This is a genomic window from uncultured Acinetobacter sp., assembly GCF_947624825.1.
Classification (GTDB): domain Bacteria; phylum Pseudomonadota; class Gammaproteobacteria; order Pseudomonadales; family Moraxellaceae; genus Acinetobacter.
The window spans coordinates 1-13,202 of record NZ_CANQLZ010000024.1; the positions used below are offsets into that span (position 1 = coordinate 1).

Consider the following 13,202-nt stretch of genomic DNA (forward strand, 5'->3'; position numbering starts at 1 on the left):
AATCTTTTTCAGATTCAATCAATAATTGAACCGCTCTTTCTCTGATTTCAGGGGTATATTTTAATTTTGTCATCGGGGTAGTCTCTCAGAATATTGACTCTCCGACAAACCCGGTACGGTTCAGTATGTAGTGAGAATTGAAGAATAGATGAAGTTTAAATATCAGCATTCAAATCTTAAAGTTACAGCGATCTGACTAAACTTAAAAACACACACAAATCTTTTGCCTATAGTTGAATTAATGTTTAGCATAATAAACACCTATTAAAAATCGGGGTGAACCTAGAGTTTAAAAAATTACAGTTAAAAAATGCTCAAACAGAATACTTCACAATAAAAATATAAATTTAAGGAGCATAGCATGCCGCATATTGTCGTGATTGGTGCAGGAATTACAGGCGTCACCTCAGCTTATGAATTAGCACGTTTGGGGTATCAAGTCACTGTACTAGATCAACATTTATATCCTGCCATGGAAACCTCTTTTGCCAATGGTGGGCAACTATCTGCTTGTAATGCTGAAGTGTGGAATCAAAAAGCCACGGTGCTTAAAGGCTTAAAGTGGATGTCGCAAAAAACCGCGCCCTTATTGCTCAATCCATCTTTTGATTTGCATAAATATACATGGCTGATCGAGTTTTTAGGTAATATTAAACATTATGAGCAAAATACCCGAGACACGGTAAAAATGGCGCTGTTAGCACGGCAACGTTTATTTGATATAGCCGAACAAGAACAGATCGAATTTAATTTAGAAAAACGCGGCATTTTACATTTTTATCATACCCAGCATGATTATGACGTTGCCATGCGTGTGAATGACTTATTGTGTAGTGGTGGATTAGAGCGCCATGCGGTAAGTGTAGAACAGATCAAAAATATTGAGCCAACACTAACAGGACATTACTATGCAGGCTTTTATTGTCCAGGCGATGCAACCGGTGATATTCATAAATTTACGCTAGGTCTAGCGCATGCCTCACAAAAATATGGCGTGCAGTATATATATGGTATGCAAGTGACTCAGCTAAAACCGCATGCACAGGGTATTGATCTGCTTTACCATGCCAGTAGCGAAAATATGCAAGCAGATGCCCATGTCATGCAAAGCATACGTGCAGATGCTGTCGTGGTCTGTGCAGGTGTGAACAGCTATCAGTTGTCACGCCAATTGGGTGATCGGGTCAATATTTATCCTGTCAAAGGCTATTCAATCACCGTTCAACTGAATGATACCTTGAGCCAAAACAATGCACCATGGGTTAGTTTGCTTGATGAAAGTGCCAAAATTGTCACCTCACGTTTAGGCAAGGATCGACTGCGGGTGGCAGGAACCGCAGAATTTAATGGCTACAATCGTGATATTCGAGCAGATCGAATTCAGCCGTTAATTGATTGGGTCAATCGCAATTTTAATATCTGTACCGAGCATTGTGTGCCATGGACAGGCTTACGCCCTATGATGCCCAACATGCTGCCTGTGGTGGGGCGCGGCAAACACGAGCGAGTATTTTACAACACAGGACATGGTCACTTAGGTTGGACACTCTCGGCTGCAACAGCCGTGATGGTGAGTCAAGAAATTTTGGCCGAGCATCCGCTTTAATCGTAGAGTCGATACACGCCATTAAAGCGTTCACAACCTGCTTGTTGACCACTGACCACCAATAAGGCTTTGCTATAGGCAAAGTTATAATGGCAATCATGTTCGTTGTCCACAATCTTAGTTTTGTCTTGATGTGTGCTATAGGCTAAAAAAGCAATCACTTGGCGATCAGGTCGATTATTGGGACTACGATAAGCCCATCCTTCAATTTTAAGACTATCTTTACTTAGCTGATGAATTTTGAGGTGAACAGCCGGACTTGCAATCTGACCTTGCTCAAATTTAAGATAATGTTGCGTCATGGTTTGGTTGAGTGAAGTATAAATTTTTAAATCATCTAAACGTGCATCAATCTGTTGTTGATAGCAACGTAGCGTTTTGCATTGTTTGGCACGATTGAGCCAAAGTGTTTGTGTATCATGCAATAAACGTAGTGGTGCATCGGTTACCAAAAGTGCGGTTAAATGCTGTTGTTGCAAGCTGTTACGCGGCTGTTTTAAAGTGTCATTGCATAAACCTTGGCGTGATTGCTCGCAATCGAAGAGACTTGCCGTGGTGAAAGGACTCATGCCCAACAGCGTCCATAAGACGAGGCTTTTAAAGATTGAAAGGTCGGTATTTTGCGCCATGATCGCTTATACTTTGTCAAGATTATGCTGCTTGCTAATATAGCGAAATCAAAAGCATCAATACAACATTTCTACAATTTATTTGTTTGGGAGCAAGGCAATGATGCCACAACTACGCATTGGTCAGGGTATGGATGTACACGCCTTTGAAGCAGGGGATTTTGTCACCTTAGCAGGCATCCAAATTCCACATAGCCAAGGCTTAAAGGCGCATTCTGATGGTGATGTGGTGCTACATGCTTTAAGCGATGCGTTACTTGGTGCCTTGGCTTTAGGTGATATTGGACAGCATTTCCCCGACACAGATCCTCAATTTAAAGGTGCCGATAGCCGCGTGTTACTTCAAAAAGTCTATCAACTCATTTTAGATCGCGGTTATGTGTTGAATAATGCCGATATTACGGTGGCTTGTGAACGCCCTAAACTGGCACCACATAATTTAGCCATGCGTCAAAGCATTGCTAATGTATTAGAGGTCGATGTCAATCAAATTAGTGTTAAAGCCACCACCACAGAAAAATTAGGTTTTACCGGTCGCCAAGAAGGAATTTTATCTACAGCGACCGTACTGATTAGCCGTCAAGCAAAATGATCGGCTTTCATTAAGGATAAATTTAGTTCTTGGGTTGCTTTACGACCTTGCAGTTGTAAAGTAACCGCATGAATTAAACCTGTCCAAGTTGAGTCCGGTTCCCATATATCATGTAAAAGTGCCTGCGCAGTTGGCATATCCATATGCATATAATATTGACGATAGACATACATCAAACTGCTGACCTGTTGATTATTTTCACAATGTAGCCACAGCATTTGCTCACTTACCAAATGATCAATTAAATCAAGGACCAAAATGCATTGATCAGGCGAGGGTATGTCTAAAGAAATTGGAATGTGTACATAGTTAAGACCTAAATCTAAACAGATTTGGTCTTCATGCGGGAGATGTTGTGGGGCATCGTTTAAAGCCAAGTTCATGATCGTGGTCACGCCATAAGCTTTAATCTGGGCTAAATCTTCGGCACTGGGTTGACCTGAGGTAAATAAATGCTCATGCACAAATTGGAAATGCTTTATTTGACTTAAATGCGTTTCAAGTTCATTCATGGTGCGCTGCCTTCATTCTTATTGTATCCAAATAAAAAAACGCCATCCTAAGATGACGTCTTTAGTATAGCGCGAGCGATTAGCGATTGACTAATACATCTTTAAGCGCTTGGTGCATTTCAAGTAAGACTTGTTCAGTAGTGTCCCAATCAATACAGCCATCAGTGACTGATTTGCCATATTCTAAATCGCATAAATTAGCTGGAATATCTTGGCGACCGCCTTTTAAATGACTCTCTACCATTAAACCCACAATGGATTTGTTGCCATCTAGGATTTGCTCAGTGATATTGCGCAGCACTAAAGGTTGTAAGTACGGGTCTTTATTTGAGTTGGCGTGGCTAGCATCAATCATAATTTTGTTGCTGACTTTGGCTTTAGCCAATGCGGACTCTGCATCGGCAACTGAGCCTGCGTCATAGTTTGGTTTGCCATTACCACCACGTAATACCACGTGTGCGTATGGGTTACCTGAGGTATGAATCACAGACACTTGACCTGCTTCGTTTAAGCCTAAGAAGCTATGACCATGTTTAACCGATTGCATGGCATTGGTGGCAACTGTTAAGCCGCCATCTGTACCATTTTTAAAGCCTACAGGTGAAGATAAACCTGAAGACATTTCACGGTGGGTTTGGCTTTCTGTCGTACGTGCGCCAATGGCTGACCATGAAATTAAATCTTGGTAATACTGCGGTGAGTTAGGGTCGAGTGCTTCTGTGGCACAAGGTAAGCCTTTTTCGTTTAACTCAAGCAATAATTTACGCCCTAAACGCAAACCTTTTTCAATATTAAATGAGTCGTTCATGTCAGGGTCGTTAATTAAGCCTTTCCAACCGACTGTGGTACGTGGCTTTTCAAAGTACACGCGCATCACAATATACAGCGTATCTTTGACTTTTTCGCTTAAGACTTTAAGACGTTCTGCATATTCATGTGCAGCGGTTGTATCATGAATTGAACATGGACCGATCACCACAAATAAGCGTGGATCTTGACCATCTAAGATTTTACGAATGGTTTCACGACCGTTAAGGACGGTTTGATAGGCATGTTCAGTCAACGGTAATTCTGCTTTAAGCTCAGCAGGTGTTACAAGTGGCTGAATGCTTTTTACATTCACGTCATCAATGTCAGATTGTGTAATTGGAGTTGACTGTCGTGTATTCATTGCCGTCACTGGTTTGATCTATAAATAAAAAAATTCTAGCTTGAATATAGCACGATTCAAGACTTGGTTTCCTATCAAAAAGTCTAATAGCCCTTTTAAAAAAAAGTGATGAATCATGCTCAAAATATTAACTATTGTTTTGCTGTTGCACCACAACCACAGATGCTGTTTCAACACTTACAGGTTTAGATTTAACCGGATTGATCATAAAGTTAATACCAATCACACATAAAGTTAAGCCTAAAACTTTACGAATAATTTTCTCAGGTAAACGCGAGCTAACCAATGTGCCCACCACAATTGCCGGGATCGAACCACACAGCAACCAACCCAATAAGGCATAATCGACGTTACCGGCACTCATATAGCCTAAGCCTGCCACCAAGGTCAGTAACACAGCATGCACCACATCTGAACCAATAATGCGAATCATGGGTAAATTAGGGAACATCAAAACCAACGCCATAATACCAAAGGCACCTGCACCCACCGATGACAAGGTCACGAATACGCCTAAAATGATGCCCATTAAAATAATCAAAACGCGTTTTTCTTTGGCTTGCGCGCTTAAGTTACTACGTGATAAATCAGCACTCATATCGAGTTGTTCTTGTGAACGATAACGATTAAAGAACTTCTCAATGCTGCTACGAAATACAATCGACACACCTGTTAAGGTCAACATAAAGCCCAAGACCATAGTGAGTACTGCTTTATAGTGCGTTGATTGGCTTAAGAAGTTTTCCAACACCCAATGGGTTGCAAATGAAGCAGGAATACTGCCTACTGCTAGCCAAATCACAATTGGCCACACAATATTCATTTTTTTGGCATGCACCAAAGAACCACAAAATTTAGAAATCGCGGCATACAGTAAATCTGTACCAATGGCGATGTGTGGTTCGATACGAAATAAACTGATTAAGATAGGGGTCATCAGTGAGCCGCCACCCACACCAGTTACACCCACGCAAAAACCGACCAAAACACCTGCTAAAATAAACTCAACGGGACCAAACATGCTTATATGCCAGATATTAAAAAACGTGCATATGTTATGACTTTTAACGATAAGTCGTTGTCTTGATTAGTGATTTCTTTATGCAAAAAAAAGATAAAGCGTTTGATTTGAAGGCGGATAAGTTATTTTTATAAATTGATTCAGTTGTTTATCTATAAAGAGTCTTTATTTTTTATCGCAACTATTGGATTTTAAAAAAGCACGACACTTTTTAAAAAACGATCATGTATGACTTAAACACAATGCTTAAGGTGTATATAGCAGCTGTGTAGATCGAAATTTTCAAGTCAATTTAACTATAAATACCATTGAATAGATGTTGATTTTGCCACCCTCTAAATCCTTTAAAGCCACAGAATCTTAAAGCAGGTCTATGCTAAAATAAGTTTCTTTTCAACTTGGCTTAAGGAAATAACCTTGCAAAACAGAAAGCTTAGAATTGGCATCGTGGTGGGTGAAGTCTCAGGTGATACGCTGGGTGTGAAGCTGATGCGCAGTTTTCGTGAGCAAGGCATTGAGGTTGAGTTTGAAGGCATTGGTGGTCCGCAAATGATTGCTGAAGGCTTGCATAGCTTTTATCCGATGGACGTACTCTCGGTGATGGGTATTGTAGAGGTCTTAAAAGATATTAAGCAGTTATTTGCTGTGCGTGATGGTTTGCTTGAGCGTTGGCAGCGTGAACCTGTAGATATATTTATTGGCATTGATGCGCCAGATTTTAATTTGCGTGTCTCTAAAAAAATTAAACAACTCGCTTTACCCATTAAGACCGTACAGTATGTCAGTCCATCGGTGTGGGCATGGCGTCAGGGACGTGTGCATGGTATTAAAGCCAATATTGACTTGGTGCTGTGTTTATTTCCGTTTGAAAAGGCATTTTTCCAACGTTGGCAGGTGCCAGCTGCTTTTGTTGGGCATCCTTTAGCCAGTGATCTACCGCTTGACAATAACATGCAGGCTGCTAAAGCAGAATTAGGTTTAAATATTCAGGCAAAACATATTGCACTGTTGCCGGGCAGTCGCCGTGGCGAAATTGAGCGTTTAGGCCCTTTGGTCTTAGATGCCGCACAGCGCTTAATGCAAAAACATCCTGAGTATGATTTTTTAATTCCTGCCATTAATGATGCGCGGAAACAACAAATCGAGGTATTGTTAGCACAGTATCCTGAAGAGGTGCGTGCTAAGATTCAGGTGCTTGAGAATCAAGGTAGTGAATCAAAAATTGGGCGACAGGTGATGAATGCCGCCAATATCATTGCTTTAGCCTCAGGCACAGCAACCTTAGAAGCTATGTTATTACACCGTCCGATGGTGACGTTTTATAAGCTGAATTGGCTTAGTTTTCATGTCATAAAATGGCTCATTAAAATCCCGTATTATTCATTACCGAATATTATTGCGGGTAAAAAGGTGATTCAAGAGCTGATTCAACATGATGCAACCCCTGAAAAATTAAGCCAAGAACTTGAAAAGTTAATGCAAGTTGAAGCTGCACAAATTCAGGTCATGCAGCACATCACCATGCATAAACAATTGTTAGATCGTAATAGCGAAGATCCGGTACAGGCTGTTTTGGCATTGCTACAGCCCGCTAACACAGCTTGAATGCTAGTGCAGCGCTGTGGCAAATAATCGCCACATTGCATCAAGACGTTTGTCAAAATCTGCTGTGCCAGCATAAAGCAGTTCGATGTGTAAACTGTCAATCACACCTAAATAGGCTTGGCTTAAATAAGTTACATCTAAACTTGCTGAGTGTTGGCTTAGGGCCAAACTGATGTGCTGTTCACAGCGCGTTAAGTGCTTGCTATATAAGGTGCTAATGTTTTGTGTTAAATGCTGTGGTGGCACATAGGCGGTACGCAGCAAAAAGCGAAAATGCAACGCTTGCTGATAATGTTGCTTTAAGGCATCACAATAAAATTGACCCGGAAAATTTTGCTGTTTGGCAAAGCAACGATCAACAAATTGATTTGCGGCTGCAATTGCATCTTCAACTAAGGTTAAAAACAAGGCATCTTTATTGGTAAAATGGGCGTAAATGGATGCTTTACGAATCCCCACCATTTCAGCAATTTGCTGTAAAGATGCACCGTCATAGCCATAGCAGACAAAGTGTTCTAATGCGGCATCACAAATGCGTTGTTTTGCCGCCGAACGAACAAGATTTGACATAAACCACCTTTACACACAAGCCACTTGACGTTTGAGCGCACGATGCACCAACACTAAAATTAACGGACCAATGAGCGCCAATAAACCGACCCAATACAAAGCATGTATTTCTACTAAAACTCCAGCAATTGGCGTGGCAATCGAAGCGAGTACCATTGGAATAGCACCCAACAAAGCCGCACTTGCACCAAGGTTTTGTGATTGAGAATTCATAGCCAATGCCATAATAGTCGCCTCTAAAATACCCAAACCCAATAAAGCACAGGCAATCCCACTGACAATTCCAACTAAACCAAAATTAAAAAATTCGGCAATTAAACATACAAAACCGGCAATACTCATGCAAAAAGCCCCTAAATAGGCCAATTTTGAGAGTGGTATTTTTTTGACTAAATAGGCAGATAAAGATGCACCCACAATTAAACTAATACTGGTTAAACCAAACACTAAGCCAAATTGTTCAACACTTAAGCCGTAGTTGTTTTGGTAAATAAAGGATGAACCTCCAATATAAGCAAATAAAAAGAAAAATACTGCCGACAGCGCCAATAATTGCAGTAAAAAAAAGCGTTGCTTTAAAATATTGACATACACCAAAAAGATTGACTTTAACTCAAGGCGTTCACGTTGATGGGTCTGTAAGGTTTCTGGAATATTGAACAGACTATTAATCAATACCAATGTACCTAAGCCTGCTAAAAATAACATAATACCTTGCCAACCATAATGTGCTCCTAGTAATCCACCAATAGCAGGTGCAATGATAGGACCTAGAGCCACAATGCTATTGAGTAAGGCATACAGTTGCGCGGCTTGTTGTTCTTCTGCCACATCACGCACCATACTCATTACCACAACAATGGCGGTGGCGGCACCCAAACCTTGAAATAAACGTGCAGTGATCAGCCATTCTAAACTGGTGGAGATACTTGCCATCCATGCGGCAATAATATAAGTCACTACACCTAAAATTAGTGGCTTACGTCGTCCATAGGCATCTGAAAGCGGGCCAAAAATTAATTGACCCAAGCCCATAGCCATTAAAAAAATGGTTAATGTCCATTGGGTGGCAGCATAAGACACCTTTAAATCAGTGGACATTTGTGGCATAGATGCCAAATACATATCAATTGCGGCAGGGCCTAAGGCCACCACCACCGCCAAAGATAAGGTGAGTTTAAGAGTAACAGCAGGAGCAGACATAAAATTTTTACACAACCTAACGATCGGTAGGTTATTTTAAATAATAATTTCTACAACACAAGTGATTTATTTTTGGGGAATAACGTTATAGACGTTAGGTGTGGGTATGGTGATGTATGCCTAAGACATACGGGTTTTAATACCTATGACTTTGGCGCATCATTGTATTGATCGCTCAAGCTAAACAGCAGGCTTTTTGTGGCAATATTAGTCCTAAACACTGTTTAGAATTTTTGGCTGGAGTAGGCTTCTGTGACGAGAGGTTTGTTCATACCGATTGCTAAAGGAGCAACTGTGAATGATTTAAATGACACCAATCCCAATCATTTTAAGTATGGCTTTTATGCTTTTACATATTTACAAGCCGTACAGACTTGGATTGGGTCATTTAACAGGTAAAGATGCTCTAAAAAATGAAATAGCAATTTCATTTTAAGATCAATATACCGTCCCTGCGCAGATGTTTTACAGCTGTTTAAGCATCCAAATTTCACAAGCCGCACTGTGACCAGTATTGCCAAGGGGCGCATCTAGATATTCAAAACCTAAATTTTGATATAAACCGACTGCTTCTGTTAAACATGCTGTGGTTTCTAAATAGATACTTTTTACGCCGTGGTTTTTTGCAAAGTCAAAGGCGCCTTGTAAAATTTTTTTGGCAAGACCTTGTCCACGAATGTCCGCTAAAAAATACATTTTCTGAATTTCTAAAATATGTGGAGCACCTTGTAATGGTGCAATACCGCCACCGCCAAAAATGTGACCTTGTGCATCAGTCACTACCCAATATTGGCACATAGGTGCTTGATACACATCAGATAAATTGTCCAAGATTGGGTCTGCCACAGCAAAGCCTGATTCAGAGGCTAAACCATATTCTTGTGAAACTTGACGAACAATTGATGCTAAAGCAGCATCATCTTGGGTTTGTATAGGACGAAGAAAATACATTATGTTACTCATAAAAAAAGAGATGCTGAGCATCTCTTGCTGATTTACAGACCTTTAAATATATTTTTGAATCATGCTATGCACATTGGTCTTGGCTTCAATCACAGTCATAAAGGTATAAGCCCCAATGAATTTGCGGCTAATAAACATAAACTCTTTAGGTGGCACACTAAAATAACGCGATGCCATAGATTTAGATGCCTGTTGCATCACACGACTATGTAATTGGCTTTTTTTCCAATCATAGCGGTTATCCATCTGCATGACCCCGTCAGGAATTTGTTTGTTATTGTCAAAGCTGCTAAATGCTTCTGTTGCCAATAAAAACACTTTTGCCATATCGGGTTTTAGATTTTCAGGAATGGCATCAAAAAATTCATAGCCGCGCATGGCGTTGACCATGGCCATTGGGTCATGGTGATAACCGGCTTTAATTAAATTGCGCGCCATAGCCAATAAATGCTGGTCAAATTGACGAATCGCACCAAAATCAAGTAATACAATTTGATCAAGGGCTTGCTCATGGTCACCTAAACGCACCAAATAATTGCCAAAGTTTGGGTCGGTTTGCATTTCACCCCACTCAAAGATCTCACGGACTGCAATTTCAAGCGAGGCCTCACCTAAGCGGTTACGACGCTCTTGTGGCAAAGATAACATCACGGGGCTATTAATTGGCACGCCACGTTCAAAGGTCATACATAACACGCGGTTGGTGCAATATTGATCAATGATTGTGGGTACAATATAACGTGGATCATCTTGCAAACGTGCAGCAAAACGGCACGTGGTGGCGGCTTCTATGTCATAGTTGACTTCGCGGTGCATCATGTCACGCACTTCGTCAAACCACTGATCAAATTCACGGGTTTGTGGCACCATACGGGTGAGTTTAAGCATGTTTTTAAACAAGCTCATATCTGAGTCAATGGCATCGGCCACACCCGGATATTGTACTTTGAGCACCAACTCTAAACCGTCTGATTTACGTACTGCACGGTGCACTTGAGCAAGTGAGGCTGTGCCTAGCGGTTCACGGTCAATGGTGAGATCATCTAATTGACTGCCCAATTGACTGCGCAGTTGAGTTTTAATCGCCGGCCAATCTAAAGCCACCGTTTGATTGTTTAAAGTGTTTAAGGCTTGGGTAATTTCTTCAGGTAAAAAATGCTCGCCATACAGCGCCATCATTTGCCCAATTTTCACGATTGAGCCTTTGAGCTTACCAATCTCTGCCACCAAATACTCGGCTTGTTCTTTCATGGCTTGCTTACGTTTTTTTTCTTTTTCTGCTTCACTGGCAAACATTGAGCTTGCACTTGACGCTGCCCAACGTGTTCCCGCCAAGAGCGAGGCTTTGGCGATCGATAAGCGTCGATCCATAGAGGAGGTTTTAAGTTGTTTAAGCTTATCGTGCTGATCTGACATGTAGATTCCTTGAAGAAGCAATTATTCGCAGAAAAAATTGATTATAAAGGATATTAACCTGTCTGAACGTATTAAAAAAGTTCAAATGAAACAAGGCAACATTTAACTGACACAACTTAAAACAAGCTTAACTACGAAAGCGAATTTTCAAGCCTTGTTTAACACGCAATTGGGTTTTATGGGCTTGGATAAAGGCAATGATCAAGCTTTGCACCTGTGCATGACAAAAGCCTAAGGCATAGCCTTGAATAATAATATGGCTCGGTAAATGAAAAAACACATATTTGGCATCTTCAAGGCTCGGCTGTGGCATGACCTCAAGCGTGCTTAATAATTGCTGTAAAGCAGTTTTTTCAGTAAGCACTTGCGCAGATTGATCTTGCCAATACTGCTCACGCATCGCCATTAAATTGTTATGTTTATAGCTCATACAGGTAGATTTAAATAAAGATGCGGCTTGATATGGGGGATTGCTCCATAAAATCAAGTGATTGTCATCGCTTTGTCAACAAGAGTCTCTACAACTAAAACATCATCTTAATGAGGAGAAGAGCATGTTAGATGTAGATGTTAAAAAGATTAATCATTTGGTTGCACAATTTGAACAACAAGGTCATAAAGCCCAAACTTTAGAATTGGGTTATAAAACTTATGTACAATTATTTGCCGATGATCATTTTTTTGCCAAAGTACGTAGTGATCCACAAGATTCACGACTTAAATTTTATCAAAATATGAAAATCCAACTCTTGCCCAATAAACATGGGTTGAATGTGCGCTAAAGTGAAGCAGCCCATGGGCTGCTGTTTTTTTAAGATCAAGGGCGAGGCAAATAGACAAATTCAGCAACTTTAATAGGTTTGGGAATCAGTTTTTCTGCACTAAAACGATCAGCAATCTGTTGTTGGGTTTGAATCACATCTGGCGTCATTGGATGTAATAAGGTGGGCTGATAGCGTTTTTTAAGTACCACTTCGGCAAGTTCAGGTGTAATACCAATTGCTTGGCTATACAGTTGTACAGCTTGTTGAGGATGTTGAGTGACCCAATGAGCGGCAGCATTGGCAGCAGCAATATATTGCGTTACTGCCTTTGGATGCTGCTTTAAAAACTCAGGATTGCCAATTGAAAAAGAATAACTTGGTGCAAACGGTGTAGCATCACTGAGTAAGCGCGCATTTTTGCCCTGCAAAGCCACCGATTGAAATGGCTCCCAAATTAACCATGCATCTACCGTTTTTTGCTCAAACGCGGCACGGGCATCAGCAGGACTGAGCCAAATGGGTTGAATATCTTGCCAAGTTAAATGTGCTTTTTGTAAGATTTTATCTAACAAATCATGCGCATTTGAGCCGCGCTGTAGGGCAATACGTTTGCCTTTAAGTGCAGTTAAATGATCAATGTTACTGTCTTGATGCACCAATAGACCCAAAGCTTGTGGGTGATATTTTTCATAAGCCACATACGCTAAATTTTTTTGCCCAGATTGTGCAAATAAGGGTGGGGTATTGCCCACCGAGCCTACATCCACTGCACCCACCGACAGCGCTTCTAATAATTGTGGACCAGCAGGAAATTCTTTCCATTCAATATGGGTGTTTGGAAAATGCTGTTGAAGCAAACCTGGTTCTGATTTTAAAGTAATGGCGCTTAAAGATGATTTTTGATAGCCGATTACCAACTTTTTAAGCTCAGTGTTTTGAGTTTCGGGGCTAGATTGAGGGGAAGGTGCACATGCGCTGAATAAAATACTGCTCAATAAGCTCGTGGTTAAAATTGGATGTTTCATTGTGCCAGATCAGTGATGGGGTGAATCTTCAACATAAATGGCTTTTCAAGCCTTTGCTTTGGCATCTGTGCATAAGCACAGCATACAAAATGCTATAGCCCATTAAGGCTTTGAATTTTTAATAT

The 13,202-nt window shown here is 40.8% G+C and carries 13 protein-coding genes and 1 pseudogene; 4 read left to right on the plus strand and 10 right to left on the minus strand.

What is annotated here, in order from left to right:
* Nucleotides 1-355: 355 nt before the first annotated feature.
* Nucleotides 356-1,606 (plus strand): annotated as a pseudogene (locus tag Q0017_RS07160) (D-amino acid dehydrogenase); the annotation flags it as partial.
* Here Q0017_RS07160 and Q0017_RS07165 read toward each other — a convergent pair.
* A complete protein-coding gene (locus Q0017_RS07165) occupies nucleotides 1,603-2,235 on the minus strand; it encodes a hypothetical protein (RefSeq protein ID WP_298144621.1) in 633 nt (210 codons plus the stop codon). The pseudogene Q0017_RS07160 and the gene Q0017_RS07165 sit on opposite strands and share 4 nt — an antisense overlap.
* 100 nt (nucleotides 2,236-2,335) lie before the next feature.
* Between Q0017_RS07165 and ispF the strand changes: the two genes are divergently transcribed.
* Nucleotides 2,336-2,827, plus strand: coding sequence for a 2-C-methyl-D-erythritol 2,4-cyclodiphosphate synthase (gene ispF / locus Q0017_RS07170; RefSeq protein WP_298144623.1), 492 nt, complete (start codon nucleotides 2,336-2,338; stop codon nucleotides 2,825-2,827).
* On the opposite strand, the gene Q0017_RS07175 is transcribed toward ispF, so the two are convergent.
* The 3 genes from Q0017_RS07175 to Q0017_RS07185 all read right to left on the minus strand — a co-directional run bounded on the left by Q0017_RS07175 (nucleotide 2,815) and on the right by Q0017_RS07185 (nucleotide 5,531).
* Nucleotides 2,815-3,339 (minus strand): hypothetical protein, encoded by a 525-nt coding sequence (locus tag Q0017_RS07175; protein WP_298144626.1) that lies wholly within the window; start codon nucleotides 3,337-3,339, stop codon nucleotides 2,815-2,817. The genes ispF and Q0017_RS07175 overlap by 13 nt on opposite strands.
* Nucleotides 3,340-3,418: 79 nt before the next feature.
* The gene (locus tag Q0017_RS07180; protein ID WP_298144629.1) at nucleotides 3,419-4,510 is read right to left on the minus strand and encodes a 3-deoxy-7-phosphoheptulonate synthase; all 1,092 of its coding nucleotides are present in this window, start codon (nucleotides 4,508-4,510) and stop codon (nucleotides 3,419-3,421) included.
* A 127-nt stretch (nucleotides 4,511-4,637) separates the two neighbouring features.
* Nucleotides 4,638-5,531: a sulfite exporter TauE/SafE family protein gene (locus tag Q0017_RS07185; protein WP_298144632.1), complete on the minus strand. Its 894-nt coding sequence runs from the start codon at nucleotides 5,529-5,531 to the stop codon at nucleotides 4,638-4,640.
* A gap of 417 nt (nucleotides 5,532-5,948) precedes the next feature.
* On the opposite strand from Q0017_RS07185, the gene lpxB reads away from it, so the two are divergent.
* Nucleotides 5,949-7,136, plus strand: coding sequence for a lipid-A-disaccharide synthase (gene lpxB / locus Q0017_RS07190; RefSeq protein WP_298144635.1), 1,188 nt, complete (start codon nucleotides 5,949-5,951; stop codon nucleotides 7,134-7,136).
* A 3-nt stretch (nucleotides 7,137-7,139) separates the two neighbouring features.
* Here the strand turns inward: lpxB and Q0017_RS07195 are convergent, their stop codons facing one another.
* The 5 genes from Q0017_RS07195 to Q0017_RS07215 form a co-directional block, all read right to left on the minus strand.
* On the minus strand, nucleotides 7,140-7,706 hold the full coding sequence (locus Q0017_RS07195; RefSeq protein ID WP_298144638.1) for a TetR/AcrR family transcriptional regulator: 567 nt from the start codon (nucleotides 7,704-7,706) through the stop codon (nucleotides 7,140-7,142).
* A gap of 9 nt (nucleotides 7,707-7,715) precedes the next feature.
* On the minus strand, nucleotides 7,716-8,909 hold the full coding sequence (locus Q0017_RS07200) for a multidrug effflux MFS transporter (RefSeq protein WP_298144641.1): 1,194 nt from the start codon (nucleotides 8,907-8,909) through the stop codon (nucleotides 7,716-7,718).
* A 465-nt stretch (nucleotides 8,910-9,374) separates the two neighbouring features.
* Complete coding sequence (locus Q0017_RS07205) at nucleotides 9,375-9,860, minus strand: GNAT family N-acetyltransferase (protein ID WP_298144643.1); 486 nt, start codon at nucleotides 9,858-9,860, stop codon at nucleotides 9,375-9,377.
* A 54-nt stretch (nucleotides 9,861-9,914) separates the two neighbouring features.
* Entirely contained in the window at nucleotides 9,915-11,288 is a 1,374-nt protein-coding gene (locus tag Q0017_RS07210; protein ID WP_298144646.1) for an AarF/ABC1/UbiB kinase family protein, read from the minus strand.
* Between the two features lie 127 nt (nucleotides 11,289-11,415).
* Nucleotides 11,416-11,718: a hypothetical protein gene (locus Q0017_RS07215; protein ID WP_298144648.1), complete on the minus strand. Its 303-nt coding sequence runs from the start codon at nucleotides 11,716-11,718 to the stop codon at nucleotides 11,416-11,418.
* 124 nt (nucleotides 11,719-11,842) lie between these two features.
* On the opposite strand from Q0017_RS07215, the gene Q0017_RS07220 reads away from it, so the two are divergent.
* The gene (locus Q0017_RS07220; protein ID WP_298144651.1) at nucleotides 11,843-12,070 is read left to right on the plus strand and encodes a hypothetical protein; all 228 of its coding nucleotides are present in this window, start codon (nucleotides 11,843-11,845) and stop codon (nucleotides 12,068-12,070) included.
* A 35-nt stretch (nucleotides 12,071-12,105) separates the two neighbouring features.
* Here the strand turns inward: Q0017_RS07220 and Q0017_RS07225 are convergent, their stop codons facing one another.
* Nucleotides 12,106-13,077 carry an aliphatic sulfonate ABC transporter substrate-binding protein gene (locus Q0017_RS07225; protein ID WP_298144654.1) on the minus strand — a complete coding sequence of 324 codons (972 nt, stop codon included), beginning with the start codon at nucleotides 13,075-13,077 and terminating at the stop codon, nucleotides 12,106-12,108.
* Between the last annotated feature and the right edge of the window lie 125 nt (nucleotides 13,078-13,202).